Source organism: Leifsonia poae (assembly GCF_050632195.1).
In the GTDB taxonomy this organism is placed as follows: domain Bacteria; phylum Actinomycetota; class Actinomycetes; order Actinomycetales; family Microbacteriaceae; genus Leifsonia; species Leifsonia poae_C.
This window is the reverse complement of sequence record NZ_CP192580.1, coordinates 3,203,616-3,229,670: the sequence shown is the minus strand read 5'-3', so window position 1 is coordinate 3,229,670 and position 26,055 is coordinate 3,203,616. Positions and strand designations below refer to the sequence as shown.

At 66.4% G+C, this 26,055-nt stretch carries 25 protein-coding genes, 1 tRNA gene and 4 pseudogenes; 16 read left to right on the top strand and 14 right to left on the bottom strand.

The features are described from left to right. The first annotated feature begins 8 nt into the window (after positions 1-8). Genes ACQ86A_RS16240 through ACQ86A_RS16225 form a run of 4 tightly spaced genes read left to right on the top strand, consistent with a single transcriptional unit; the run spans position 9 to position 1,328 of the window. On the top strand, positions 9-566 hold the full coding sequence (locus ACQ86A_RS16240; protein ID WP_431277989.1) for a sigma-70 family RNA polymerase sigma factor: 558 nt from the start codon (positions 9-11) through the stop codon (positions 564-566). Next, a complete protein-coding gene (locus tag ACQ86A_RS16235) occupies positions 566-892 on the top strand; it encodes a hypothetical protein (protein WP_431277988.1) in 327 nt (108 codons plus the stop codon). Before ACQ86A_RS16240 ends, ACQ86A_RS16235 begins: the two co-directional genes overlap by 1 nt. After that, positions 889-1,188: a hypothetical protein gene (locus ACQ86A_RS16230; protein WP_431277987.1), complete on the top strand. Its 300-nt coding sequence runs from the start codon at positions 889-891 to the stop codon at positions 1,186-1,188. Before ACQ86A_RS16235 ends, ACQ86A_RS16230 begins: the two co-directional genes overlap by 4 nt. Continuing rightward, positions 1,095-1,328 (top strand): anti-sigma factor, encoded by a 234-nt coding sequence (locus tag ACQ86A_RS16225; protein WP_431280467.1) that lies wholly within the window; start codon positions 1,095-1,097, stop codon positions 1,326-1,328. The genes ACQ86A_RS16230 and ACQ86A_RS16225 overlap by 94 nt, the downstream gene beginning before the upstream one ends. Positions 1,329-1,438: 110 nt before the next feature. Here ACQ86A_RS16225 and pstB read toward each other — a convergent pair whose 3' ends face one another. From pstB to ACQ86A_RS16185, 8 genes are all read right to left on the bottom strand, one after another. After that, entirely contained in the window at positions 1,439-2,218 is a 780-nt protein-coding gene (gene pstB, locus ACQ86A_RS16220; RefSeq protein WP_431277986.1) for a phosphate ABC transporter ATP-binding protein PstB, read from the bottom strand. Between the two features lie 34 nt (positions 2,219-2,252). Beyond that, entirely contained in the window at positions 2,253-3,338 is a 1,086-nt protein-coding gene (pstA, locus tag ACQ86A_RS16215; RefSeq protein WP_431277985.1) for a phosphate ABC transporter permease PstA, read from the bottom strand. Continuing rightward, a complete protein-coding gene (gene pstC, locus ACQ86A_RS16210) occupies positions 3,338-4,285 on the bottom strand; it encodes a phosphate ABC transporter permease subunit PstC (RefSeq protein WP_431277984.1) in 948 nt (315 codons plus the stop codon). Before pstC ends, pstA begins: the two co-directional genes overlap by 1 nt. A gap of 98 nt (positions 4,286-4,383) precedes the next feature. Beyond that, the gene (gene pstS / locus ACQ86A_RS16205; RefSeq protein WP_431277983.1) at positions 4,384-5,478 is read right to left on the bottom strand and encodes a phosphate ABC transporter substrate-binding protein PstS; all 1,095 of its coding nucleotides are present in this window, start codon (positions 5,476-5,478) and stop codon (positions 4,384-4,386) included. Between the two features lie 260 nt (positions 5,479-5,738). Then, complete coding sequence (locus ACQ86A_RS16200; protein WP_431277982.1) at positions 5,739-6,674, bottom strand: NUDIX hydrolase; 936 nt, start codon at positions 6,672-6,674, stop codon at positions 5,739-5,741. Then, a complete protein-coding gene (locus tag ACQ86A_RS16195; protein ID WP_431277981.1) occupies positions 6,671-8,869 on the bottom strand; it encodes an RNA degradosome polyphosphate kinase in 2,199 nt (732 codons plus the stop codon). Before ACQ86A_RS16195 ends, ACQ86A_RS16200 begins: the two co-directional genes overlap by 4 nt. Before the next feature lie 45 nt (positions 8,870-8,914). Beyond that, positions 8,915-9,841 carry a mycothiol synthase gene (gene mshD / locus ACQ86A_RS16190; protein ID WP_431277980.1) on the bottom strand — a complete coding sequence of 309 codons (927 nt, stop codon included), beginning with the start codon at positions 9,839-9,841 and terminating at the stop codon, positions 8,915-8,917. Then, positions 9,810-10,502: a response regulator transcription factor gene (locus ACQ86A_RS16185; RefSeq protein ID WP_431277979.1), complete on the bottom strand. Its 693-nt coding sequence runs from the start codon at positions 10,500-10,502 to the stop codon at positions 9,810-9,812. The genes mshD and ACQ86A_RS16185 overlap by 32 nt, the downstream gene beginning before the upstream one ends. A gap of 85 nt (positions 10,503-10,587) precedes the next feature. Between ACQ86A_RS16185 and ACQ86A_RS16180 the strand changes: the two genes are divergently transcribed. The 3 genes and pseudogenes from ACQ86A_RS16180 to ACQ86A_RS16170 all read left to right on the top strand — a co-directional run bounded on the left by ACQ86A_RS16180 (position 10,588) and on the right by ACQ86A_RS16170 (position 12,809). Continuing rightward, positions 10,588-10,899 carry a hypothetical protein gene (locus tag ACQ86A_RS16180; RefSeq protein WP_431277978.1) on the top strand — a complete coding sequence of 104 codons (312 nt, stop codon included), beginning with the start codon at positions 10,588-10,590 and terminating at the stop codon, positions 10,897-10,899. Positions 10,900-11,075: 176 nt separating this feature from the next. Then, a pseudogene (locus ACQ86A_RS16175) lies at positions 11,076-11,671 on the top strand (FABP family protein). Positions 11,672-11,679: 8 nt separating this feature from the next. After that, positions 11,680-12,809, top strand: a pseudogene (locus ACQ86A_RS16170) (YgfZ/GcvT domain-containing protein). A gap of 40 nt (positions 12,810-12,849) precedes the next feature. Here ACQ86A_RS16170 and ACQ86A_RS16165 read toward each other — a convergent pair. Then, positions 12,850-13,686: a class I SAM-dependent methyltransferase gene (locus tag ACQ86A_RS16165; RefSeq protein ID WP_431277977.1), complete on the bottom strand. Its 837-nt coding sequence runs from the start codon at positions 13,684-13,686 to the stop codon at positions 12,850-12,852. A gap of 70 nt (positions 13,687-13,756) precedes the next feature. On the opposite strand from ACQ86A_RS16165, the gene ACQ86A_RS16160 reads away from it, so the two are divergent. Continuing rightward, a complete protein-coding gene (locus ACQ86A_RS16160) occupies positions 13,757-14,506 on the top strand; it encodes a phosphoglyceromutase (RefSeq protein ID WP_431277976.1) in 750 nt (249 codons plus the stop codon). 88 nt (positions 14,507-14,594) lie between these two features. On the opposite strand, the gene phoU is transcribed toward ACQ86A_RS16160, so the two are convergent. Continuing rightward, positions 14,595-15,251 (bottom strand): phosphate signaling complex protein PhoU, encoded by a 657-nt coding sequence (phoU, locus tag ACQ86A_RS16155; protein ID WP_431277975.1) that lies wholly within the window; start codon positions 15,249-15,251, stop codon positions 14,595-14,597. Between the two features lie 193 nt (positions 15,252-15,444). Between phoU and ACQ86A_RS16150 the strand changes: the two genes are divergently transcribed. After that, positions 15,445-16,599, top strand: coding sequence for a sensor histidine kinase (locus ACQ86A_RS16150; RefSeq protein WP_431277974.1), 1,155 nt, complete (start codon positions 15,445-15,447; stop codon positions 16,597-16,599). Beyond that, a pseudogene (locus tag ACQ86A_RS16145) lies at positions 16,596-17,278 on the top strand (response regulator). Before ACQ86A_RS16150 ends, ACQ86A_RS16145 begins: the two are co-directional and overlap by 4 nt. Positions 17,279-17,359: 81 nt before the next feature. On the opposite strand, the gene ACQ86A_RS16140 reads toward ACQ86A_RS16145, so the two are convergent. Further along, positions 17,360-17,863, bottom strand: a complete 504-nt coding sequence (locus ACQ86A_RS16140; RefSeq protein ID WP_431277973.1) for a hypothetical protein — start codon at positions 17,861-17,863, stop codon at positions 17,360-17,362. A 161-nt stretch (positions 17,864-18,024) separates the two neighbouring features. Here ACQ86A_RS16140 and ACQ86A_RS16135 point away from each other — a divergent pair, with 161 nt between their 5' ends. Genes ACQ86A_RS16135 through rlmB form a run of 4 tightly spaced genes read left to right on the top strand, consistent with a single transcriptional unit; the run spans position 18,025 to position 22,244 of the window. Further along, positions 18,025-18,507 carry a CarD family transcriptional regulator gene (locus tag ACQ86A_RS16135; RefSeq protein ID WP_021763858.1) on the top strand — a complete coding sequence of 161 codons (483 nt, stop codon included), beginning with the start codon at positions 18,025-18,027 and terminating at the stop codon, positions 18,505-18,507. Positions 18,508-18,525: 18 nt separating this feature from the next. Next, a complete protein-coding gene (gene ispD / locus ACQ86A_RS16130) occupies positions 18,526-19,704 on the top strand; it encodes a 2-C-methyl-D-erythritol 4-phosphate cytidylyltransferase (RefSeq protein ID WP_431277972.1) in 1,179 nt (392 codons plus the stop codon). A 54-nt stretch (positions 19,705-19,758) separates the two neighbouring features. Further along, positions 19,759-21,183: a cysteine--tRNA ligase gene (gene cysS / locus ACQ86A_RS16125; protein WP_431277971.1), complete on the top strand. Its 1,425-nt coding sequence runs from the start codon at positions 19,759-19,761 to the stop codon at positions 21,181-21,183. Continuing rightward, a complete protein-coding gene (gene rlmB, locus ACQ86A_RS16120) occupies positions 21,180-22,244 on the top strand; it encodes a 23S rRNA (guanosine(2251)-2'-O)-methyltransferase RlmB (RefSeq protein ID WP_431277970.1) in 1,065 nt (354 codons plus the stop codon). Before cysS ends, rlmB begins: the two co-directional genes overlap by 4 nt. 3 nt (positions 22,245-22,247) lie before the next feature. Here the strand turns inward: rlmB and ACQ86A_RS16115 are convergent, their stop codons facing one another. The 3 genes and pseudogenes from ACQ86A_RS16115 to ACQ86A_RS16105 form a co-directional block, all read right to left on the bottom strand. After that, positions 22,248-23,558, bottom strand: coding sequence for a DUF4032 domain-containing protein (locus tag ACQ86A_RS16115; RefSeq protein WP_431277969.1), 1,311 nt, complete (start codon positions 23,556-23,558; stop codon positions 22,248-22,250). Positions 23,559-23,640: 82 nt separating this feature from the next. Further along, on the bottom strand, positions 23,641-23,811 hold the full coding sequence (locus tag ACQ86A_RS16110) for a hypothetical protein (protein ID WP_431280466.1): 171 nt from the start codon (positions 23,809-23,811) through the stop codon (positions 23,641-23,643). 128 nt (positions 23,812-23,939) lie between these two features. Continuing rightward, positions 23,940-24,733 (bottom strand): annotated as a pseudogene (locus ACQ86A_RS16105) (ABC transporter ATP-binding protein); the annotation flags it as partial. 275 nt (positions 24,734-25,008) lie between these two features. Between ACQ86A_RS16105 and ACQ86A_RS16100 the strand changes: the two are divergent. Together ACQ86A_RS16100 and ACQ86A_RS16095 are read left to right on the top strand one after the other, a co-directional pair. Further along, complete coding sequence (locus ACQ86A_RS16100) at positions 25,009-25,917, top strand: DsbA family protein (RefSeq protein ID WP_431277968.1); 909 nt, start codon at positions 25,009-25,011, stop codon at positions 25,915-25,917. A 55-nt stretch (positions 25,918-25,972) separates the two neighbouring features. Further along, positions 25,973-26,045: transfer RNA gene (locus ACQ86A_RS16095), tRNA-Thr, on the top strand. The last annotated feature ends 10 nt before the right edge of the window (positions 26,046-26,055 follow it).

Below are 26,055 nucleotides of genomic sequence, written 5' to 3'. Positions count from 1 at the left end.
GAGACGACGTGGACGACACGGCCGCCGTCGATCTCGACGCGCTTCTCGCGCAGACTGCGACAGGCGATCAGGCCGCATTCTCGGTGCTTTACGATCACACCGCTGCTCGCGTTCTCGGCCTCATCCGCCGGGTCATGATCGACCCGGCGCAGTCGGAAGAGGTCACGCAGGAAGTGTTCCTCGAGATCTGGCAATCCGCAGCGCGGTTCGATCCGAATAAGGGTCGAGCGTTGACGTGGATCATGACGATGGCCCACCGACGCGCGATCGACCGGATCCGTTCAGCGCAGGCTTCGCGGAACCGGGACACTGCCGTGGGAATACGTGATCTCCCCACGGCGTACGACCAGGTTGCCGAGACCGTCGAGGTCCGTGTCGAAAGCGAAAGGGTGGAGGAGGCGATGTCCAAGCTGTCCGACGCCCAACGCGAAGCTGTCACTCTCGCCTACTTCGGCGGCTACAGCCAGAGCGAGGTCGCCGAGAGGCTCGGCATCCCACTCGGTACAGCGAAAACACGGCTGCGCGATGCGATGATACGGCTGAGACAAGAACTGGGGGTGACGTGATGACCGACCGAGACGAACGCCCCTCGTCGCGCCTCGGCTACGAGCTCGGCGCCCAGAACGACGACGAGGCCCGCGAGTTCGAAGACACCGCGACCGAGCTTGCGCTCACCGCCGAGCCGGTGACGCCTCCCGCGTCGCTCAAGGCCGACCTGTTCGCGAAGCTCGCTGCGACCCCGCAGCTTCCCCGCTCGATGCGCCCGAAGCCCCTCGGGTTCCGGATGCGGAGCTCGTGGCATCCGCGCCCGCCGACGCCGCCCCCGCGCAGCTCACACCCGCCGAGACCAAGGCTCGTGGGCGCTGGTTCACGCGTCCGATCGCGATCGTGACAGCAGCAGCAGCCGCGGTCGTGATCTTCGTCGGCGGAGCACTGCTCGGCACCTCCATCGCTGGCAGCAATTCGTTCGACGTGCAGCAGGCGTCCGCGCTCGCCGCGATCAACGCCGCTCCCGATGCGCAGCGCGCGAGTGCTGACGTCGACGGCGGGGGACCGCGACCCTCGTCTGGTCGGGCAGCCTCGGCCAGTCAGCGCTGGTCGCGAAGGACCTGCCGTCGCTCCCGAATGACAAGACCTACGAGCTCTGGTACATCCGCGACGGCAAGGCCACCGCAGCCGGAACCATGACGCCGAACTCTGGCGATCCGGCCACCTGGCGAGTCCTCGACGGCACGATGTCGGCAGGCGACACTGTCGGGGTCACGGTGGAACCCCGCGGCGGCTCCTCGCAGCCGACGACCCAGCCCATCGTCGCCATCAACTCCTAGCGACCGCACGACCAAGACCACACGCAAAAACGAGCCCAGGGCTCCTGAGCGAGAATCACGGATTCTCGGGCGGGGACCCTGGGCTCGTTTGCGTCCCAGAAGGCGCGGCTTTAGCCGAAGCGGCCCGAGACGTAGTCCTCGGTGGCCTGAACGGACGGGTTCGAGAAGATCATGTTGGTGTCGTTGTACTCGATGAGTTTGCCCGGCTTGCCGGTGCCCGCGATGTTGAAGAAAGCGGTGCGGTCGGAGACGCGGGATGCCTGCTGCATGTTGTGCGTGACGATCACGATCGTGTAGTCGTTCTTGAGTTCCTCGATCAGGTCCTCGATGGCGAGGGTTGAGATCGGGTCGAGGGCCGAGCACGGCTCGTCCATCAGGAGCACGTCGGGGGAGACGGCGATGGCACGTGCGATGCAGAGACGCTGCTGCTGGCCACCCGAGATGCCCGAGCCGGGAAGTGCGAGGCGGTCCTTGACCTCGTTCCAAAGGTTGGCGCCACGCAGCGACGACTCGACGAGATCGTCGGCTTCGCTCTTCGACATCCGGCGGTTGTTGAGCTTCACGCCTGCGAGCACGTTGTCGCGGATCGACATGGTCGGGAAGGGGTTGGGGCGCTGGAAGACCATGCCCACCTGCCGACGCACGATCACCGGGTCGACGCCCGGGCCGTAGAGGTTGTTGCCGTCGATGTTGACCTCACCCTCGACGTATGCGCCGGGGATCACCTCGTGCATCCGGTTCAGAGTGCGGAGGAACGTTGACTTGCCGCAACCGCTCGGGCCGATGAAGGCCGTGACCGTGCGGGGTTCGATCTTGAGGGAGACGTCTTCGACGGCCTTGAAGTTGCCGTAGTAGACGTTGAGGTCGGAGACTTCGATGCGCTTTGACACGGTGGGGTTCCTTGGGTTGGCAGGACGGGGCTGGTCAGCGGCCGTACTTGGGGGCGAAGATCTTGGCGATGATGCGGGCGATGAGGTTCAGCAGCATCACGATGATGATGAGGGTGAGCGCGCCGGTCCAGGCCCGGTCGATCGAGGCCTGGGCGTGCAAGCCGGCCGCCTGCGTGTATTGGGTGTACACGAACACCGGGAGGGTCATCATCCGGTCGGAGAAGAGGTCGTAGTTCATGCTGGTCGTGAACCCGGCGACGATGAGCAGTGGGGCCGTCTCACCGATGACGCGGGCGATCGAGAGCATGATGCCGGTGGTCAGGCCGGCGAGCGAGGTCGGCAGCACGACCTTCAGGATGGTCAGCCACTTGGGCACGCCGAGGGCGTATGAGGCCTCCCGCAGCTCGTTCGGCACGAGTCGCAGGATCTCTTCGCTCGACCGCACGACCACCGGGATCATCAGCACGGACAGCGCGATGGATCCCATGAATCCGTTGCGGACGGCCGGGCCGAAGAACAGTGCGAACAGGGCGTAGGCGAACAGACCGGCGACGATCGACGGGATGCCCGTCATCACGTCGACGAAGAAGGTGATGCCGCGGGCGAGCATCCCGCGACCGTATTCGACCAGGTAGACCGAGGTGAGCAGGCCGATCGGCACCGAGATGATTGCTGCCGCCAGTGTGACGAGCAACGTTCCGACGATCGCATGCAGCGCGCCGCCGCCGTCGCCGATGACGTTGCGCATCGACTCCGAGAAGAACGTGATGTCGAAGCGGGCGAGGCCGTCGACGATCACTGTCCACATCAGCGAGATCAGCGGAAGCAGCGCGATGATGAAGGCCGTTGCCACGAGCGAGGTGACCAGGCGGTCCTTCGCTTTGCGCGAGCCCTCGACGAGCAGGGATGTGCAGAAGATCACGACGTCGAACAGCACGGTCCCGAAGAAGATCGCTCCGACGATGTTGAAGTCTTTGGTGGCGCCGCTGGCGGTCAGGATGGCGAAGACCGCGCCGAACACGATCCAGGAGCCGATCAGCATCATCCATGCGGAGCCGCGGGGGAGCTTGCCGGCCGTGAGCGAGTTGGTCATCGGCCGATTCATCGTCGCTGTGGTCATCAGTTCGCTCCCGAGAAGGCCTTGCGGCGGTTGACGATGTAGCGCGCGAGCATGTTGATCAGCAGGGTGACCACGAACAGCACGAGGCCGGATGCGATCAGCGCGTTGGTGGAGATCCCGGTGGCTTCAGGGAACTGCAGCGCGATGTTGGCGGCGATCGTGTTGGGGCTCTGCGCCTGGAGCACGGCGAACTTCACGATGAGCGCGGGCGAGAGCACCATCGCGATGGCGAGGGTTTCTCCGAGTGCACGTCCCAGGCCGAGCATGATGGCCGAGATGATGCCCGAGCGGGCGAACGGCAGAACGGCCATCTGCACCATCTCCCAGCGCGTGGCGCCGAGCGCGAGCGCGGCCTCTTCGTGGAGGCGCGGCGTCTGCAGGAAGACCTCGCGGCAGATGGCGGTCATGATCGGGATGACCATCACGGCCAGCACGATCGCGGCGGTGAGGATGGTGCGGCCGGTGCCCGAGACGGGCGGCGCGAAGAGCGGGATCCAGCCGAGGTTGTCGCCGAGCCAGACATAGAACGGCTGGACGAAGGTGGCGAGGGTCGCAATGCCCCAGAGGCCGAAGACGACCGACGGCACGGCGGCCAGCAGATCGATGATGTACCCCAGGGTCTGGGCGACCCGGCGCGGGGCGTAGTGAGAGATGAAGAGGGCGATGCCGATCGAGAGCGGCGTCGCGATGATCAGGGCAATGAGTGCGGCCCAGATGGTTCCGAAGACGAGCGGCCAGACGTAGGTCCAGAAGTTGGTCGCGTTGTTGGGGAGCTCCCCGGGCTTCGCCGTGAGTGCCGGGATGCTCTGCAGGATGAGGAAGATGGCCACCGCAGCGAGAACCGCCAGGATCAGGGATCCGGCGACGATGGTGCTGGTGGAGAAGACGCGGTCACCGAGGCGGATCTTCGCCTTCGGCTTGAGGACACCTATGGTTCCGGCGGTCATTCCTTGCTTTCTCTCTCATCGGGGTGTGGGAGGGGGTGGTGCTGATGCACCGCTCGGCTCGGGATGCTCATCGCATCCCGAGCCGAGCGGTCGAGGTGTTACTTGATGCTTGCGACAGCCTTGGTCACCTTGGAGGCGAGGTCGGCCGACAGCGGGGCCGAACCGGCCTGCTCAGCGGCAGCCTTCTGGGCGGCGTCGGTCACGATGTAGTTGACGTAGCCCTTGACCAGCGTGGCCTTGGCCGCGTCCTGGTACTCCTGGCAGGCGATCACGTAGCTGACCAGAACCAGGGGCCAGGCACCCTTGGAGGTGTCCTTGCGGTTGATCTGGATGGCCAGGTCGTTGGTCTCGCGGCCCGATGCGATCGGCGACGCGGCGACGACAGCGGCAGCACCGTCGGCGCTGATCTTCTCGAAGTTGTCGCCGACCTTGAGCTGCGCGATGCTGAGGCCCGCGGAGCCCGACTCGTCGATGTAGGTGATCGAGTTCTTCGCGTTCTTGGTGGCGTCCGCGACACCCGAGGTGCCCTTGGCTGCGTCACCGACCTGGAACGGGAAGGTCTGCGCGGCCGGAGCTGTCCAGACGTCGGGAGCGTTGGCTGCGAGGTACTCGGTGAAGTTCTGGGTGGTGCCCGAGTCGTCGGAGCGGTGCACGACGGTGATCGGCGCCGACGGGAGGGTGGCACCCGAGTTCAGCGCGGTGATCTTCGAGTCGTTCCAGGTCGTGATCTTGCCGCTGAAGATGCCGGCGATGGTCGCGGCGTCGAGCTTCAGGTCCTTGACGCCGTCGACGTTGTACGCGATGGCGATCGGGGAGATGTAGACGGGGAGGTCGATGGCCTTGGTGCCGGCGGCGCAGAGGGCGAAGGTGCCCGCGAGCTCGGTGTCCTTGAGGGCGGCGTCAGAACCGGCGAAGTCGGCTGCACCGGAGATGAAGCTGGTGCGGCCGGCGCCCGAACCCTGCGGGTCGTAGTTGACGGTGACCTTGGGGTTGTCCTGCTGGAAGCCGGCGATCCAAGTGGTCTGTGCGGCGCCCTGCGCCGACGAGCCGATTCCGTTCAGGGTGCCCGAGAGGTTCGAGGGTGCGGCGGTCGTGGTCGACGGGGTGCTGCCCTCGTTCGACGCACACGCCGTGAGGGAGATGGCGGCAGCGGCCAGGATGGCCAGAGGAGCGCCAAGACGCTTGAGTTTCACAGTTGTCCCTTCCGGGGAAATCAGTAACAACAGGACGGGGTCGGTGCGACCCGCGTGTGACGCTATTCCCGGTGTCTGACCAGAGTCCCCCGCAGCGGTAAACGGGAGGTTAACGAGGGGTGTGCTCTTGGGGCGGAAGGCTGGGAAACCAGCGGGATGCGCCCATGCGGCGACGGCGTTGCCGACCACCGCCGGGAGGGCCGCCGATCAACTAAGCGATCGGGGCGCGCGTCCGGCCAAACGATCGGGCGTACCTCCGACTAAGCGACCGGGGCGTACGTCTCGATGGCGATGATGCCTGAGCTGGGGTTGGTCGCCGAGAGGTGCACGACGGAGAACCCGCCGGTGTCGAGGTCGGCGGCGTCGTTCAGGTAGGCGCCGGGCATCGTGCCCGTGGCCAGGGCGATCTCGCGCATGATCTCGGGGAGCACCGGACCGTGACTGCAGAGGACGGCCGTCTTGCGTGCGCGTACGCGCTTGCCGACGATCTCGCGCACTCTGCCCTGGCCGTCTTCGTGGGCGTCCTGGCTGATGCCGGAGTCGCGACGCGGCTTGATACCGGTGGCTGCGGCGAGCGGAGCCACGGTGGCGACGCATCGCACGGCGTCGCTGGTGACGATTCGTCGCGGATGCCAGGCCTCGATGGTGGGCACATCCGTTGCCGCTTGCAGGACGCCGCGGTCAGTCAGTGGACGCAAAGCGTCTTCGCCCTTCCACGAACTGCGAGGGGCGGCCTTGCCGTGGCGCAGCGCGATGATCGCGAAGGTGGAGGTCACACCCTCGTCGAGTAGTTTGACGAACGACTCGAGGATCTCGAGGTCACGATCGTAGGTGAGGTAGCCGCGGGCCTTCTTGATCGTCACCCACTCGATGGCGGCGATCTCGCTGTTCGGCACGAACGTCGAATGCGCGATGGCCTCGTCGGTGACCTCGCCGGCCCAGTAGTGCACGATCTTGTCGCGCCCACTCGCGAGCGGGTATGTGGAGACACCGAGCGGAACCCCGAGCGCGATTCGCAGCCCGGTCTCCTCCTCGATCTCCCGCACCGCGGTCTGCGGCAGCGTCTCGCCGGGGTCGACTTTGCCCTTCGGGATGGTGACGTCGCCGTACTTCGCGCGGTGCACCACCAGCACGACGACCTTCTCGTCCACGACGCGCCAACACACGGCGCCCGCGGCGTAGATAGCCGAGTTCACCGCCTCGTGCCTGTGCGGGTCGAGCGCGGACGGTGGCTGAGCTGCTGCATCAGTCTGTTCTGCAGGTCGTCGAGCGGGTTCCCGTTCTCGTCGAGGTGGTGCCTCTCCCAGACGCCGTCGGAGTCGAGGATCCAGGCCGACGTGCGGTCGTCGAAGGCCCGGTCGAAGAGGGCTTCGAGCTCGGCCAGGTGGTCGGGGTCGACGAGTCGCACGAGCGCTTCGACGCGGCGATCGAGGTTGCGGTGCATCATGTCCGCGCTGCCGATGTAGACCTGGGGGTCGCCGTCGTTGACGAAGGAGAAGACCCGCGAGTGCTCGAGATAGCGCCCCAGAATCGATCGCACCCGGATGTTCGACGACAGTCCTGGCACCCCAGCCTTCAGACCGCAGATGCCACGCACCCACAGGTCGACAGGAACGCCGGCCTCGCTGGCCTTGTAGAGCGCGTCGATGATCGCCTCGTCGACGATGGAGTTGAGCTTGATCCGGATGCCAGACGGCTTGCCGGCCGCCGCGTTCGCCGTCTCGGTCTTGATGAGCTTCAGCAACCCCTTGCGCAGGTGCAGCGGTGCCACGAGCAGTCGCTTGAACTTCTTCTCGATGGCGTATCCCGACAGCTCGTTGAACAGCCGGGTGAGGTCTTTGCCCACCTGGTCGTCGGCGGTCAGGAGACCGAGGTCTTCATAGATGCGCGACGTCTTCGGGTTGTAGTTTCCCGTGCCGATGTGGCTGTAGTGCTTGAGCACGCCCTTCTCCTGGCGCACCACGAGCGCGAGCTTGCAGTGCGTCTTCAGCCCGACGAGGCCGTAGACGACGTGCACGCCCGCCTTCTCGAGCTTGCGCGCCCACGAGATGTTGTTCTGCTCGTCGAAGCGCGCCTTGATCTCGACCAGGGCCAGCACCTGCTTGCCCGCTTCTGCCGCGTCGATCAGCGCCTCGACGATGGGGCTGTCTCCGGATGTGCGGTACAGCGTCTGCTTGATGGCGAGCACGTGCGGGTCGGCAGCAGCCTGCTCGAGGAAGGCCTGCACGCTCGTCGCGAACGACTCGTACGGGTGGTGCAGCAGCACGTCTTGACGAGCGATCGCCGCGAAGATGTCGGGCTTGGCGTTGGGCTCCCGCGGCATGAGCTGCGGAGGCGTGGTCGGAACATGGTTCGGGTAGTGCAGGTCGGGTCGGTCGATCTTGGCCAGGACGAACAGGCCGCCGAGGTCGAGCGGCGACGGCAGCCGGTAGACCTCCTGCTCGGTCACGTCGAGCTCGCGCACGAGCAGGCCGAGCGTCACGTCGTCCATGTCGTCGGTGACCTCTAGCCGGATGGGCGGACCGAACCGGCGACGCAGCAGCTCGCGCTCGAGCGCCTGGATGAGGTTCTCGGTCTCGTCTTCGTCGACCTCGACGTCTTCGTTGCGGGTCACCCGGAACACGTGGTGGTCGAGGATCTCCATGCCCGGGAACAGGTCGCCGAGGTGGTTGGCGATCAGATCTTCGAGCGCGATAAAGCGCATCTGATCGACCGTCTCGCGCTGGTCGATCCGCACGAACCGCGGCAGCATCTGCGGAACCTTGAGACGGGCGAACTGCTCCTTGCCCGTGCGCGAGTTGCGCACGCGCACCGAGAGGTTGAGCGACAGACCGGAGATGTAAGGGAAGGGATGCGCAGGGTCGACAGCCAGTGGCATCAGCACCGGGAAGATCTGCTGCGAGAAGATCTCGCGCATCTGCACGCGGTCGGCCTCGTCGAGCTCTTCCCAGCGGGCGACCGTGATTCCGGCCTCTTCGAGAGCGGGCAGCACCTGGTCGCGGTACACCGCCGCGTGGCGGGCCTGCAGTTCGTGCGCCTTCTCGGAGATGTCGGCGAGCACATCCGTCGGCGCACGCCCCACATTCGTCGGGACGGCCAGGCCGGTCAGGATGCGCCGCTTGAGACCTGCGACGCGCACCATGAAGAACTCGTCGAGGTTCGTGGAGAAGATGGCGAGGAAGTTGGCGCGCTCCAACGCCGGCAACGTGGGGTCTTCGGCCAGTTCGAGCACTCGCTGGTTGAACGCGAGCCAACTCAGTTCTCGGTCGAGGTACCGGTCTTCGGGAAGCGTCGGGTCGGGCTCGTAGACGAACGGCGCGAAGTCGTCGTCGAAGTCACTGCCGAAGCTACCGCTCAGCCCGTTATCGAGAAGGATGTTGTCGCCGTCCATCCCAACATCATGGCACCCGCCGACCGGGCGGAGAACCGCCAGCGGTTAACTGTGGATAAACGGATCTTGTGGATCGATCGCGCGACGGTACTGCACGTCGACCGTGTGCTCCACGAACCCGGCCGAGCGGTACAGGTGCACCGCCCCTTCGTTGTCCGCCTCGACGTAGAGACCGGCCTGCGAACGACCGCGTGCCGCCAGTCGATCGAGACCCGCTCGCAGCAGCAGTCGGCCGAGCCCGCGGCCGGCGAGCGCTGCATCCACCCCCAGCACGTAGATCTCGCCCTCGGGCGATTCGGGCTCCACCTTGACCCAGTCGTAGCCGACCAGGGTTCCGGATGCGTCCCGCAGCATCAGCACATCGCCCGCGTCGAACCACGGCTCGGCCTGGCGCGCCCGCAGGTCGTCGACGGTCAGACGACCCTGCTCCGGGTGCTGGTCGAAGATGCGGGCGTTCAGCTCGACCCACTCGTTCTCGTCGCCGGGCCGCATCGTCCCGATGCTGTACCCATCGGGAAGTGCGCCGGTAACGCCGGGCAAACCGCCCAACGGTGCGACGAGGTGCAGCAAGGTGCGCACCGGCATGAACCCGTGTCGTTCCGCCAGGCGTCGCGCCGCCGGGTGATCGCCGTGCGACCATGCCGTCAGCGTGCCCCGCGCGGTCGCGAGCAGCCCCCGCACCGACTGCTCGCCGTATCCCTTGCCCCGGAAGAGCGGATCGATCACGAAGTCGAGCTCGCCGCGGCCGAGGATCGCCGCGCCGACGGGGCGCTCCAACGGCTCGGTGGCGTCGCCGGTGGTGAGCCGCACGACGATGGGGGAGCGCCGCCCGGACTCGACGTCGAGCCGGGCCTGCTCATTGAACGGGTCGTAGCCGTCGACGTCGATCGCGGCCGCGGCCACGTCGAAGAAGGATGCGCGCTGCGCCTGGTCGCCGAAGTCAGGGACGGAGAGGCGAAGGGAGTCGCTCATTGTCCTCTTCGTACACGTTGAAGCGGTAGCCGACGTTGCGGACCGTTCCGATGAGGGACTCGAGGTCGCCGAGTTTCGCCCGCAGGCGCCTCACGTGCACGTCGACGGTTCGCGTGCCGCCGAAGTAGTCGTAGCCCCAGACCTCGCTCAGCAGCTGTTCGCGGGTAAAGACCCGCGACGGGTGCGTGGCGAAGAAGCGGAGGAGTTCGAACTCCTTGAAGGTCAGGTCGAGCTGCCGGCCGTGCGCCTTCGCGGAGTAGCTGGCCTCGTCGATGGTGACGCCGGATGCCTGGATCTTCGTCTGCGAGTGCTCCTGGGCCTGGCGGCCGATCGCGAGCCGCACGCGGGCGTCGACCTCGGCCGGTCCCGCCGTCTCGAGGACGACGTCGTTCACGCCCCAGTCAGCGCTGACGGCGGTCAGTCCGCCCTCGGTGAGAACCAGCAGCAGCGGCACAGTGATGCCGGTGGTTGTCAGGATCTTGCACAGAGACTTGGCGCTCGCGAGATCGCGGCGGGCATCCACGAAGATCAGATCGCAGCTCGGGGCGTTGACCAACGACGCAGGTTCGGCGGGAATCTGGCGGGTGCGGTGGCTGAGCAGAGCGAGCGACGGCAGCACCTCCGCGTCTGGCGCAGAGGTGAGGATCAACAACTGCGCCACTCAAGCCTCCTGAACGTGCTGTGCCGCAATGCTACCGGAAATGCAAACGTCGCCATTCCCCACCTCAGCGGGGCACAATGGAGGAGTGAGCGAAGCGACGACCCCTCCCGAGCCGGTCACCGGCCTGAGCAGGGGCGCGCGTTACCTCAGCGTCGGCTCGATCTGGCTGCTGGCGCTCGTGTTCGCCGTCCTGATCGGCACGGTGTCGCCGAGCGATCAGTACGCATCCTGGATCTCCCTGGGGCTCGCTGCAAGCGTGGTGGCGAGCATGTGCGCGCAGCTCGGCACCCAGCAGAAAGAGGGCTTCGTCAACAGGCTGGCGGCGAGCGTCTCTGGCGCATTCGTAATTCTCGGAGTCGCAGGGGCCGTCCTGGCGATCGTCGCTGCGGCACGCTGAACCCTCGCGACAGTCGCGTTAGACTCGTCTCATGCTGGTTGCCCTCGAACTCTTCTTCGTCGGACTCCTCGGTCTGGCCACGCTGGCCATCGCCGGCGTCTCCGTAGTCGTCGTCTACAACCTGTTCCGAGGGCAGCGCTAGGAGCTCGCACCAACGAATCGAGACCGGAATGGCCATGATCGAGATCCCCACCGACCTGCCCGCCGAACTCGTCCCGCTCTCCTGGTTGATCGGAGTGTGGGAGGGGACGGGCGTCCTCGACTATGCGATCGGCGAGGAGCACACCGAGCTCGAGTTCGGGCAGCGCATCAGCTTCAGTCACGACGGCCTGCCGTACCTCAGCTACACGTCGTTCACATGGAAGCTCGATGAGAGCCACACCCCCTCGCCACCGAGACCGGATACTGGCGCCTCAGCCGCAAGCTGATCGAGGGCGACCAGGGTCCGGCGATGCTGCCGGGTGAGGGTGCTCAGCCGTTCACGACCGCCCAGTCGGTCGAGACCCTCCGCAACTCCCACGGCGGCTTCGACCTCGACGTATCGATCATCCACCCCGACGGGGTCTCCGAGATCTACGTCGGTCAGGTGGCCGGCCCTCGAATCGATCTGGCGACGGATGCGGTCGTCCGCACCGCGGGCGCCAAGGAGTACACCGCGGCCACCCGCCTCTACGGCCTCGTCGAGAACCACCTCCTGTGGGCGTGGGACATCGCCGCGCTCGGGCAAGAGCTGCGCACGCACTCCTCCGGCCGTCTTGCGAAGGTGGACTGATGACGACGATGACGACCTCGCCGTTCCTCTCCCTGCCAGGAGCGGTGGATGTGGCGAGCCTGGGATCGGGACACGACGCGGGCATCCCCGCCCACTACGGCAACCCGCTGGGCGAGCAGCGCGCGCTCGCCGAGGGGCGCGCCATCGTCGATCTCTCCGACCGCGCGGTGCTCAGCATCACCGGGCCGGACAGGCTCAGCTGGATCAACTCGATCACCAGCCAGAGCGTTACGGGCCTGCAGCCGGGGAGTCGTCGGAGACGCTTCTCCTCGACGTGAACGGACGGCTCGAGTACGCGGTGCGCCTGATCGAAGACGGTGTGACGCTCTGGCTCCTGGTTGAGCACGACGAGGCCGAAGGTCTGCTCGCCTGGCTGCAGAAGATGCGCTTCATGCTGCGCGTCGAGCTCGACGACCGGTCGGCCGACCTCGCGACGATCGGAACGCTCGGGGAGCCCGCTCTCCCGATCGCCGCACCCGATGGTGTGCCGCTGATCTGGCGTGACCCGTGGCACGCGGTGACCCCCGGAGGCCATCAGTATGCGCAGGGCGAGCATCCGGGAGCCTCGTGGTCGTGGAGTGAGCGCCTGGTCCCGCGGGATGCTCTGCCGTCGGTCGTCGCCCGCGTCACCGCTGGCGAGTTCACCGCCGCAGGCCTGCTCGCGGTGGAGGCGCTCCGGATCGCCGCTTGGCGTCCCCGGTTCGCCACCGAAGTCGATGAGAAGACGATCCCGCACGAACTCGACTGGCTGCGCACCGCGGTGCACCTCACCAAGGGCTGCTACCGCGGCCAGGAGACGGTCGCGAAGGTGCACAACCTGGGGCATCCGCCTCGCCGCCTCGTCATGCTGCACCTCGACGGGTCGGAGGGCGTGCATCCGGCGCGCGGAAGCGTCGTCAGTCTCGACGGGCGCGAGATCGGTCTCGTGACGTCGAGCGCGCTGCACTACGAGCTGGGCCCGATCGCTCTAGCCGTCGTGAAGCGGTCGGCCGATGCAACGGCGACGCTGACGGTCGACGCGGACGGAACCGCTGTCGCGGCCGCGCAGGAGGTCGTCGTCCCACCGGAGGCCGGTGCCGAAGCACACGTGCCGCGCCTGCCGCGGCTCGGAGCCGTCACGCGGCAGCCTAGGGCGTAGCCTGCGCTCTTCCCGGCACCCGCTTGGCAGAGCGCGGCGGTCACCGCCAGGCGAAGCCGACAGGAGCTACGGCCGACCAGTCGACGGTGAGCTCGCCGAGGCGCCAGCGCGAGCGGTCGCCGCGCACGGGCCAGCCGGCGTCGCGCATCCCTCGAGCGACGGCGATCCAGCGCTGCGTCGGGCCATAAGCAGCGAGCGGCGAGTGGATGCGCCACAGCCGATCGAGCTCGCGCATCAGGGCATGCACGCCCTCGCCCGACACGTTGCGGTGGATGAGCGCCTTCGGCAGCCGTTCCGCCACGATCGACGGCGTCTCCAACTCGGCGAGACGCAGCGAGATCGTGAGGTGCTGCGGCCCGTCGGCGGTCAGGTCGACCCAGCTTGCGATGCGGCCGATCTCGTCGCAGGTGCCATCGATGAGCACGCCGCCTGGCTGCAGTCGAGTGATGAGTCGCCGCCACGCGGGCGCGACCTCTGTCTCGTCGTACTGGCGCAGAACGTTGAACGCACGGATGACGGCGGCCGGGCGGCCGCCGGGTGTCGGGACCTCGAAACCGCCGAGGGCGAAGCCGATGCGCGCATCCGGAGCGAAACCGGTACGGCCCGCGCGAACGTCGGCGAGCTGGTCGAGTGCGGTCAGGACACGGCCCGCCTCGATCTCGAGGCCGAGAACCTCGACGTCGGGCCGTGTCTTAGCGAGCCTCTGGTGCAGCTCGAGGGCCGTCACGCCGCTGGCCCCGTAGCCGAGATCGACAACGAGCGGATCGCCGCTGCGACGGAGCACGGGGAGCGTTCCGATCCACCGATCGACGCGGCGTAAGCGGTTCGTGTTGGTGGTGCCGCGCGTCACTGTGCCGATCACGCCGCCCGCTGCCATGCCTCCAGTGTGTCAAACGTGCAGCGCTGCAAGTTTCAAGAGACCTGTGAGCGACCGGTAGATTAGTGCCATGTCCGCGCCTTACACATTGATCCTCCTCCGCCACGGCAACAGCGAGTGGAACCAGAAGAACCTGTTCACGGGATGGGTGGATGTCCGCCTGAGCGAGCAGGGTGTCGCCGAAGCGAACCGCGCCGGTGAGCTGATCGCCGAGTCGGGTCTCAAGCCGGACATCCTGTACACGTCGGTTCTCACTCGTGCGATCCAGACCGCCGACATCGCCCTCGACGTCGCCGACCGGCTGTGGATCGACGTCAAGCGTTCGTGGCGGCTCAACGAGCGCCACTACGGTGCGCTTCAGGGTCTCGACAAGGCAGAGACGCTGGAGAAATACGGCCCCGAGCAGTTCCAGCTGTGGCGTCGCTCGTTCGACGTTCCACCGCCGCCGCTCGACGACGACAGCCCCTTCTCGCAGGCGCACGACGAGCGCTACGCCGGTCTCGGGGACGACCTGCCGCGCACGGAGTGCCTGAAAGACGTCATCGACCGGATGCTGCCCTACTGGGAGTCCGATATCGCTGTCGACCTCGCCGCGGGCAAGACGGTGCTCGTCACCGCGCACGGCAACTCCCTGCGGGCCCTGGTCAAGCACCTCGACGGCATCTCGGATGAGGACATCGCCGAGTTGAACATCCCCACCGGCATTCCGCTCGTCTACACACTCGACGAGAACTTCAAGCCGACCGAGCCGGCGCGCTACCTCGACCCCGAAGCCGCCGCTGCCGGCGCCGCTGCCGTAGCCGCCCAGGGCAAAAAGTAACGCAATCGAGTACAGGAGAAAGCCCCATTCCGCGCCGTGGAATGGGGCTTTCTCCTGTACTCGATTGCGTTGGACGCGAGCAGTTGGGTTAGGAGGCGAGCTCGGGGGCCCAGTCGCCGGTGCCGAGGTACTGAACCTTCTTGGCGATCGAGACCGCGTGGTCGGCGAAACGCTCGTGGTACCGGGATGCGAGGGTCGCGTCGACCGTGTCGACCGCCTCGCCCTTCCACGTCTCTCCGAGCACCTTGTCGAAGACGCTGACGTGCAGCTCGTCGATCTCGTCGTCCTCGTTGCGGATCTCGTCGGCGAGGGCCAGGTCTTGCGTACGGAGCAGCTCGGCCAGCTTGGTGGCGATCAGCACGTCGAGGCGGCCCATCTCGGCGAAGGTGCCGCGCAGGCTCTTCGGCACGACCTTGTCGGGGAAGCGGTAGCGCGCGAGTTGTGCGATGTGCTCGGCCATGTCGCCCATCCGCTCGAGCGACGCGCTGATCCGCAGCGCGCTCACGACGATGCGCAGATCGCGGGCGACGGGCTGCTGCCGGGCGAGGATCTGGATGGAGAGCTCGTCGAGCAGCACCGTGAGCTCGTCGATCTTGTTGTCGTTCGCGATGACCTCTTCGGCGAGGGTCACGTCGGACTTGTTGAACGCGTGCGTCGCATTCTGGATGGAGATGACGACGAGTTCGGCGATCTCGACGAGACGGTCCTGAACTTCCTTCAGCTCCTGCTGGAATACCTCGCGCATGAGTTAGTGGTCCTTCCTGGCGTGCGTGGGCACGCGGGATGCGAGGCCGATTGGCCACGCTCAGCATGTTTCCTTCAACAGGTTAACGGTTGGTGCCCGCAGCCTGAACAGTGTCTAAAGTACCCGCGAAACCGCGCGGGTGTCCGACTGTTCACGTCGTTCGCAGGTTGCTCTCATGCGTACTCTTAGAGTCATGGACTCCGCCTGGTTGGTGCTGCTGTCTCTGGCACTCGGCCTCTTGGTCGGGGCCGGTTTCGTCTGGCTCCTGCACATCGCCGCACGCCGTGGCGATCACGCCGTCCAGGTGGCGAGCCCGACCGTGCCCGACGGCGTCGATCAGGTGTTGGATGCGCTTGAGTCCGCCGGCGTCGTGCTCGACCCCTCGAACAACGTCATCAAAGCATCCCCGGGGGCGCATGCGATCGGCCTGGTCTGGAGCGGTGCGCTCGTGCATCCCCACCTCGTCGAGCTCGTCGACCGGGTTCGCCGCACCGGTGAGCCGATCACCGAGGACGCCGAACTGGCCCGCGGGCCTTTCGGGGACGCGAACATCAACCTGAGCGTCAGGGTCGCGCTCCTCGGCACCCGCTATGTCCTGCTGCTGGCGGAGGATCGCACCGAATCGTTCCGGCTCGAAACCGTCCGCCGCGATTTCGTTGCGAACATCAGCCACGAGCTCAAGACGCCGATCGGCGCTGTCGGGCTGCTGGCCGAGGCACTGGACGACGCATCCGACGATCCGGATCAGGTGCGCCGCTTCGCAGCCCGCCTCACCGAAGAGGCGCATCGACTCGCGCGCATCACGCAGGACATCATCGAGCTCAGCAGACTGCAGGCTGCGGATGCGCTGAGCAATCCCGAGCGCATCTCAGCCAACCAGGTGGTCAACGCCGCGCTCGATCAGAATCGGGTGGCGGCCGAATCGCGAAACATCGAGCTGGCGATGCGCGGTGAGAAGGGCGCACAGGTGATCGGCAACGAGGCGCTGCTCGTTACCGCCGTGCACAACCTGATCTCGAACGCGATCCAGTACTCACCCGACGACTCAAGAATCGGAATCGGAGTGCGGTCCATCGACGGAGTGGTCGAGATCGCGGTCACCGACCAGGGCGAGGGGATCCCCGAGGACGACCTCGACCGGGTGTTCGAACGCTTCTTCCGCGTCGACCAGGCGCGATCCCGCCACACCGGCGGTACCGGTCTCGGCCTCGCGATCGTCAAGCACGCCGTGCAGAACCACGGCGGTGACGTGCGCGTCTGGTCGCAACCAGGCCGCGGATCCACCTTCACGATCCGGCTACCCGAAGCATCCACTGTGTCCGGCCCCCCGATAGGAGAACCCAAGTGACATCCATCCTGCTCGTCGAGGATGAAGCCGCTCTGAGCGAGCCGCTCGCCTACCTGCTGAAGCGCGAGGGGTACGAGGTGACCGTGGCGGAGGACGGACCCACCGCTCTCGCCGAGTTCGACAAAGGCGGCATCGACCTCGTGCTGCTCGACCTGATGCTGCCGGGGATCCCCGGAACCGAGGTGTGCCGTGAGATTCGCACGCGATCGTCCGTGCCGATCATCATGCTCACAGCGAAGGACTCCGAAGTGGACATCGTGGTCGGGCTCGAGCTCGGTGCCGACGACTATGTGACCAAGCCGTACTCGTCGCGCGAGCTGCTTGCCCGCATCCGGGCCGTGCTGCGCCGTCGGGTGGAGGCCGAGGAAGCGGAGGACGACGGCATCCTCGAGGCCGGGACCGTGCGGATGGACGTCGACCGGCACACGGTCGCCGTCAACGGGGAGAGATCTCCATGCCGCTGAAGGAATTCGAACTACTCGAGCTGCTGCTCCGCAACGCCGGACGCGTACTGACCCGTGGTCAGCTCATCGATCGGGTGTGGGGGAGTGACTACTTCGGGGACACCAAGACTCTGGATGTGCACATCAAGCGCATCCGTTCGCGCATCGAGGAGAGTCCCTCGGATCCGACGATGCTCGTCACCGTTCGCGGGCTCGGCTACCGCTTCAACGGCTGAGCGCCGGGCGCACACCGAGAACACGAAAGGGCCGGCATCCGTCAGCGGATGCCGGCCCTTTCGGTGTATGTCGAGTCGGTATTACTCGTTCGAGGGCAGCGTGGCCGGCGGCACGAGCGACTGGTATGCGGGCAGCTGGCCGTCGAGCACGGGAACCTGCAGCTGCAGCCCCGTCTCGTCGCCGTACTGGAAGTAGACCTTGTAGAGGCTGCCGGGCTGGGCGCTGAAGTCGGGGATGAAGACGTTGCCGCTCGAGGCCGTCGGCTTCTCGCCGAGAAGCTTGACCTGGCCGGGCTTCACGGTGACCTCGGCCGTGGAGGTCGAGTTGTCGCCCGCCTTGATCGAGAGGCTCACGCTCTTGGAGTCGTTGTTCACGAGCGTGACGACGAGGTTTCCCACTTCGCCGTTCTTCGCGTCGGTGACGATCATCGCGTTGCGAACGTCGATCTGTCCGACGTTACCGCTCACTCCGTCGCTCGCGTCGTAGTGCTTCGTGGTGGCCTGCGGAGCGAAAAGACCGCACCCGGTCGTTCCGAACGCGACTGCCAGGGCAAGGACGACGGACGCGACGACACGAGCTTTCACTGATGACCCTCCAGAGATTTTTCCACTGGCCGAATCAGCCGTGAGAGAAGCGGAATGCGCTTCGAGTTTAGCCTATGCGTGCAGGGCCCCAGACGCGTGAGGGCGAACCTTAGCACGAGCCTGGTGTGGTATCCTAGTAGTTGCTGAAGGGACATCAATCTATGCTTTTCGAGGTTGGCGAAACCGTCGTTTACCCGCACCACGGGGCGGCAACGATCACCGAAGTAAAGAAACGAATCATCAAGGGTGAAGAGAAGCTATACCTCAAGCTCAATGTGACGCAGGGCGACCTCACCATCGAGGTTCCGGCCGAGAATGTCGACCTCGTCGGCGTTCGCGACGTCATCGGCAAAGAGGGTCTCGACCGCGTCTTCGAGGTGCTTCGCGCACCGTTCACCGAAGAGCCCACCAACTGGTCCCGCCGTTACAAGGCGAACCTCGAGAAACTCGCCTCCGGCGATGTGATCAAGGTCTCCGAGGTCGTTCGCGACCTGTGGCGCCGCGACCAGGACCGCGGATTGTCGGCGGGTGAGAAGCGCATGCTTGCAAAGGCACGCCAGATCCTCATCTCCGAGCTGGCGCTGGCAGAGAAGACCGACGACGAGAAGGCTTCGAGCCTGCTCGACGAGGTTCTCGCTTCCTAACTCCCGTAACCTCGTGGCATGACGTTGAACGCTGTGCCACGGGTTTCGGTGATCGTCGTTGCCGCGGGCAGCGGCACACGCCTGGGGGCCGAGGTTCCCAAGGCGTTCGCCGCGCTCCGCGGCTCGACGCTGCTTGAACGGTCCGTGCATGCTGCAGCCGGCATGCGTGAGCGCCCTCAGCTCATCGTCGTTGCGCCCGCGCCCCTGGTCGCTGAGGCGACCGCGCTCGCGTCCGCCGCTTTCGGCGAAGCCGTTACCGTCGTCGCAGGTGGTGAAACCCGCCAGCGCTCGGTCGCACTCGGACTGGCCGAAGTAGCCGACACCGTCTCAATCGTGCTCGTCCACGATGCTGCACGTGCCCTCACGCCGAGTTCACTGTTCGATGCCGTCGTCGACGAGGTGGATGCACGCGGTCACGGTGTGATTCCGGGGTTGCCTGTGAGCGACACGATCAAGCTCGTCGACGCCGCGGGGGACATCCACGAGACCGTCGACCGCTCGGTGCTCTCCGCGGTTCAGACGCCGCAGGGTTTTCCTCGCGCCGACCTCGTCGCCGCCTATGCGGCCGCGACGTCCGACGAGACCGACGACGCCGGACTCGTGACGGCACTCGGGTTGGAGGTGTCGGTCATCCCCGGGCGCGAACTCGCGTTCAAAGTGACGACTCCTGCCGATCTGAGCCGGGCAGAACTCATCCTCGGCGACTCGGCGGCGCCGGCTCTCCCGCGAATCGGCATAGGCACCGACACACACGGCTTCGATCACTCAGCCGAACTCTGGCTTGCCGGCCTCCAGTGGCCCGACGAAGACGGCCTCGCGGGCCACAGCGACGGGGATGCAGTGGCGCACGCGATCACGGATGCGCTGCTCTCGGCGTGCTCGCTCGGCGACATCGGCAGCGTCTTCGGCACGAGCGACCCCCGCTTCGTCGGTGCGCACGGCGAGGTGTTTCTCACTGAGACCCGACGACGGATCGAAGAGGCAGGATTCCGCATCGGGAATGTCTCGGTGCAGGTCATCGGCAACCGGCCCAAGTTCTCTCCGCGACGCGAGGAGGCGGAGGCGCTGCTCACGGGCATCCTGGGCGCCCCGGTCTCGCTGAGTGCTACGACGACCGACGGCCTGGGGTTCACCGGTCGTGGCGAGGGGATCGCGGCGATCGCTACGGCACTTGTCTTCTACAGCCAGGGTTACTGACATCCTCGAGCGGGCGAGCAGCGCAGCAGGGGCACGGCCCGTAGGCTGTATGGCGTGACTGTGCGACTCTACGACACGAAGGCCGCCGCCCTTCGAGACTTCATCCCGCTCCGCGAGCGTGAGGTCGGCATTTACCTCTGCGGTCCCACCGTTCAGTCGTCACCGCACATCGGCCACCTGCGATCGGCCCTGGTCTACGACCAACTGCGTCGCTGGCTCACCTATCGCGGCTACACCGTCACCCTCGTGCGCAATGTCACCGACATCGACGACAAGATCCTGAACGCGGCGCAACTCGAGAACAGCGTCGAAGAGTGGTGGGCGCTCGCCTATCGGGTCGAACTCGAATTCACCGCGGGGTACACGGCCTTGGGAATTCAGGCGCCCACTTACGAGCCTCGGGCGACCGCGAGCATCCCTCAGATGCAGGAGATCATCGCGCGACTGATCAAGCGCGGGCATGCTTACGCGGCTCAGGATGGGTCTGGCGACGTCTACTTCGATGTCAAGAGCTGGCCGGCCTACGGCGAACTCACCCGGCAGAGCATCGACAACATGGAGGCGGCTGCCGACGCAGACCCTCGCGCCAAGCGCGATCCGCGCGACTTCGCCCTCTGGAAGGGGCATAAAGAAGAGGAGCCGGCGACGGCATCCTTCCCCTCTCCCTGGGGCGACGGCCGACCCGGTTGGCACATCGAGTGCTCGGCGATGTCGCGCCGCTACCTGGGCGCGCAGTTCGACATCCACGGCGGCGGGCTCGACCTGCGCTTTCCGCACCATGAGAACGAACTCGCGCAATCGACGGCGGCCGGGGATGCGTTCGCCAACTACTGGGTGCACAACGGGCTCGTGAACATCAACGGTCAGAAGATGAGCAAGTCGCTCGGCAACTCGGTCTATGCGGCCGACCTGCTCGGAGCGGCCCGCCCTTTGGTCGTGCGCTACTACCTGGGCTCGGCCCACTACCGTTCGACGATCGACTTCACCAGCACCTCGCTCGCCGAGGCCGAGGCGGCGCTCGATCGCATCTCGGGATTCTTCGAGCGGGTCGACCGTCGACTGGCGTCGACGCGCTTCGCTGGAAGCGGCGTCGAGATCGTGCCGGAGGCGTTCGCCGAGGCGATGGATGACGATCTCGCCATCCCGCAGGCGCTCGCGGTACTGCACGACACCGTACGCACAGGAAACGCCGCACTCGATGCGGAAGACTTGGAAGCCGCAGCCACGGCTCGCGCGCACGCGCTCGCGATGACCGAGGTGCTCGGAATCAACCCGTTGTCCCACCAGTGGAAGTCCGCCGGATCGTCGGCGGCAGACGCGGCACTCGCAGAACTCGTCGATCGGCTCCTCGCCGACCGGCAGGCGGCCAGGGCAGCACGGGATTTCGGAGCCGCCGACCGCATCCGCGACGAATTGACGAGCGCGGGAATCACCATCGAAGACACCCAGACGGGGTCGCATTGGAGCATTGAACAGTGAAGAACACGGGTGGAAAGCCCCGCGCCGGGGCCGTGCGCAAGAGCCGCAAGGGCCCGCAGGTCGGGTCGGGCGGTCAGGGACGACAGGCTCTCGAGGGCAAGAAGCCGACGCCGAAGGCCGAGGACCGGCCGTATCATCCCGCGGGCAAGGCCAAGGCCGCCCGCGAGCGCTACGCCGCGGCCGGAGGCAAGGGCAAGCCGGGGCAGAGCCGCGACCAGGGATACGTCGGTCGCGGTCGAGCCGGTGGCGACAGCGGTCGCGGGCCCGGTGCATCCGGAGGCTCGCGTCGTCCGAAGAGCGGCGACGAGGCCGAGGTCGTCACCGGTCGCAACTCGGTGCTCGAGGCGTTGCGGGCTGACATCCCCACGACTGCGCTCTACATCGCTGCCCGGGTGGAGATGGATGAGCGGGTCAAGGAGATCCTGAACATCGCGACCGGCAAGGGCATCCCGATCCTCGAGGTGATGCGACCGGAGCTCGACAGGCTCGCCGGTCGTGACTCCGTGCACCAGGGCGTGGCGCTGAAGGTTCCGCCGTACGAGTACGCGCATCCGGTCGACCTGCTGGAGCTCACGCTGCGCAAGGGCCAGACCCCGCTGTTCGTCGCGCTCGACGGCATCACCGACCCGCGCAACCTCGGTGCGATCATCCGATCGACCGCCGCTTTCGGCGGTCAGGGCGTCATCATCCCGTCGCGTCGCTCGGTCGGCCTGACCGCGTCCGCGTGGAAGACCTCCGCCGGTGCGGCTGCCCGCACGCCCGTCGCGATGGCCGCCAACCTCACTCAGACGCTCAAGGCGTTCAAGGAGGCCGGGGTGTTCGTTCTCGGCCTCGACGGCGGTGGAGACGTCTCGCTTCCGGGGCTGTCGTTCGCCGACCGCCCGGTCGTCGTCGTCGTCGGCAGCGAAGGGAAGGGACTCTCGCGCCTGGTGACCGACACCTGTGACGCGATCGTCTCCATCCCGATCACCGCGACGACAGAGTCGCTCAACGCGGGCATCGCGACGAGCGTGACCCTGTACGAGATCTCGAAGCTGCGCGCCGAGGCGAAGAAGAAGTAGGCGTCAGACCTTCGAGCGCCAGTCGTCCTCGTCGGCGTCGTCGGCCAGTCCGCTGCCGGCATCCGAGGCGATGACGGGGATGCTGATGGTCTCGGTCGGCGGGTCGATGACGGTCGCCTCGTCGCGGCGGTGACGCAGGATGTCGTTGATGTAAGACGTCAGCGCTTCGGCGAGCGGCACATCCCTGCCCTCTGCCTGGGACATGAACCAGCGGTGCTCGAGTAGCTGGTGGAACACCTCTGCAGGCTCCAGCTTGCCCTTCAGGTCGGAGGGGATGGCCCGCACGACCGGCTCGAAGACGCGCATGAGCCACTCGTGGGCCATTGCCTCCTCGTCGAGCCCCTGCTTGCCGAGGGTGGCGGCGTAGGAATCGAGGTCGTTGAGCAGACGACGCGCCTGGTTCTCGCCGGTGTCGAGGCCGGTCAGGCGCAGGAGGCGGCGCTGGTGGTGACCGGCGTCGACGACCTTCGGCTGGATGCGCACCGTGGTGCCCTCATCCGACGTCTTGATCGCGAGCTCTTCGATATCGAAGCCGAGCTCGTTGAGGCGGTCGACGCGCCGGCTGATGCGCCAGCGCTCCGACGAGGAGAACGACTCGCTGCCGGTCAGCTCCTTCCAGAGGGAGCGGTAGGCGGCGACGATGCCGTTCGAGACCTTGATGGGGTCGAGCTCCTCGTCGACGCGACCACCGGCCTCGAGGTCCATCAGTTCGCCGGCGATGTTGACGCGGGCGATCTCGAGGTCGTTCTCGCGCTGACCGTTCGAGAGGCCGCCCTCGTAGAGCTGGCCGGTCTCCGCATCCACCAGATACGCGGCGAACGATCCCGCATCGCGACGGAAGAGGGTGTTCGAGAGCGAGACGTCGCCCCAGAAGAAGCCGACGATGTGGAGTCGGACCAGCAGCACAGCCAGCGCATCCACCAGTCGGGTCGCGGTATCGGGGCGCAGGGTCTGCGAGAACAGCGCGCGGTAGGGGAGCGAGAACTTGAGGTGCCGGGTGACCAGTACCGCCTTCAGCGCGTCGCCTTCGTCGTCCGTGCGGTTGGTGATCACGGCTACCGGGTCGACGCACGGGATGTCCATGCGCTGCAGGGTGCGGAGCATCTCGTACTCGCGCTTGGCCATTTCGGCCGTCGTCTCCTTGATGGCGATGACGTAGCCGGACAGGTTCGCGAAGCGGACGAGGTGGCGGGAGATGCCTTTGGGGAGGACAGCGATGTGCTCGCTCGACCACTCGTCGAGCGGAAGGTTCCAGGGGAGGTCGAGGAGTGCAGGATCGACGGTCGCCGCGGTGATGTTCAGGGAGCCGGCCATGAGGAAAACCTATCGTGAAAGCACTCTGCCGCAGCCGGCGAACCGGACTGCGGCAGAGTGAGGAACTGTTTGTCTCGACGGATTAGTCGATGACGGCACCGCCGAGGCGCTCGCCGCTCTCAGCGTGGAACACGTGGACGTGGCCCGGCTTCGGGGTGATGAAGACGGTGTCACCGGCGTTCGGGTGGATGCGGCCGTCGACGCGGGCGACGATGTCGGTGCGCTTTCCGTCGATGTCGGAGTGACCGTACAGGTAGCCGTCGGCGCCGAGCTCCTCGACGAGGTCGACGGTGACCTTGAGGCCGGTCCCCTCGGAGAGGAGACGACGACGTCCTCCGGGCGGACACCGATGGTGACAGCCGATCCGGCGTTCGCGAGGATGTCGCGCTCGATCGGGACGACCGAGGTGCCGAACTTGACGCCACCGTCTGCGACGTCGGCCGAGAACAGGTTCATGGCCGGGCTGCCGATGAAGCCGGCGACGAACACGTTGTTCGGCTGCGCGTACAGGTCGCGCGGGGTGCCGACCTGCTGGAGCACGCCGTCCTTGAGCACCGCGATGCGGTCACCCATGGTCAGAGCCTCGGTCTGGTCGTGGGTCACGTAGACCGTGGTGACGCCGAGGCGGCGGGTCAGCGACGCGATCTGGGTGCGGGTCTGAACGCGGAGCTTGGCGTCGAGGTTCGACAGCGGCTCGTCCATGAGGAACACCTGAGGGGAGCGGACGATCGCACGGCCCATGGCGACGCGCTGACGCTGACCACCCGAGAGGGCCTTCGGCTTGCGGCCGAGGTACGGCTCGAGGTCGAGGAGCTTGGCAGCCTCGAGAACGCGGGATGCGCGCTCGTCCTTGTTGACGCCGGCGATCTTGAGCGCGAAGCCCATGTTCTCGGCGACGGTCATGTGCGGGTACAGCGCGTAGTTCTGGAAGACCATCGCGATGTCGCGGTCCTTCGGGGAACGTCGGTGACGTTGCGCTCGCCGATGAAGATGTTGCCGTCGTTGACCTCTTCGAGGCCGGCGAGCATGCGCAGCGAGGTCGACTTTCCGCAGCCGGAGGGGCCGACGAGAACGAGGAATTCGCCATCTGCGATGTCGAGGCTGAGCTCGTCGACAGCGGGACGGTTGGAACCCGGGTAGAGACGGGTTGCCTTGTCATAGGTGACCGTAGCCATGGTTTTCTTACTCCTTCACCGGCAGGTACGTGCCGGACGATCCGTAGTGATGGATGAAGCGGTGCCACCGCCGAGGGCGACAGCGACCACGACCCCATAGTATGTCATCGGCGACACGGTCGTGACCACCGCTCAGCAGCGACCCCCTCCGTGCGTCCAGCCGCCGGTTAGGGGATTCCCAGACTGGCGAAATACGCTTTCTCGGTGCGTTCGCGCATTACCCCCGAGCTGCCCGCACCGCAGCGAGACGAGTGACTCCCCCGAAAGTGACATCCATGACCGACGGTCCCGAAGACAGCCGCCCCGAGAACGAACGGCGCGCTGCGGCGAGGGAGAAGGCCCGCCAACTCCGCACCACGCAGCAGCGGAAAGACCGCAGGAACAGGCTTTTCCTCTCCGGAGGCATCGTGGTCGGAGCGCTCGCGATCATCGCCGTGGTCGTCATCATCATCGTCACGGCCATCCGTCCGACCGTCCCCGGTCCGAAGAATATGGCCAGCGACGGCGTGGTCGTCGGCGCCGGGCTGAAGGTGCAGCCCACCCCGTCTCTGTCGGCGGATGCTTCCCCCATCCCCACGACGCCGGATGCGAGTGGGAGCGTGGTGAACATCCGCGTTTATGTGGACTATCTCTGCGCACTCTGCGGTGACTTCCAGCGAACCAACGCCGAACAGCTCGAGCCACTCGTGAAGGACGGCGCGGTGACGATGGAAGTGCACCCGATCGCGATCCTGACCAGTCACTCCAACGGCACCCGCTACTCGCTGCGTTCGGCGAACGCGGCCGCCTGCGTCGCGAACTACTCGCCGAACAGCTTCTGGAACTTCAACAACTCCCTCTTCGAGAATCAGCCGAAGGAGGGCAGTAGCGGGCTGACGGATGCGCAGCTCAAGGACCGCGTCTCCGCTTCGGGTGCAAAGTCCACCAGCTCCATCGACTCGTGCATCGACGACGGAACGTACAAGAACTGGGTGACCGACGCCAGCGATCGTGCCCTGGCCGGACCCATCCCGAATTCGAGCGTGAAGAAGTTGACCATCGCGCCGCTCGTGCTGGTCAACGGCAAGCAGTACACGGGATCGCTGAAGAGCGCGTCGGACTTCAAGGCGTTCGTGCTTCAGGCGCAGGGCGACTCGTACTCCACGTCGACGCCCTCGCCGTCGCCGTCCCCTTCGGCGGGCTGAATCCGCCGAACAGCATCCTCTAGGATGGTGTGGCGAGACGGCCTGCCCGTCTCCGGCCGGCCTGGCGCAATTGGTAGCGCACCGCTCTTGTAAAGCGGGGGTTACGGGTTCGAGTCCCGTGGCCGGCTCTTCATTCTT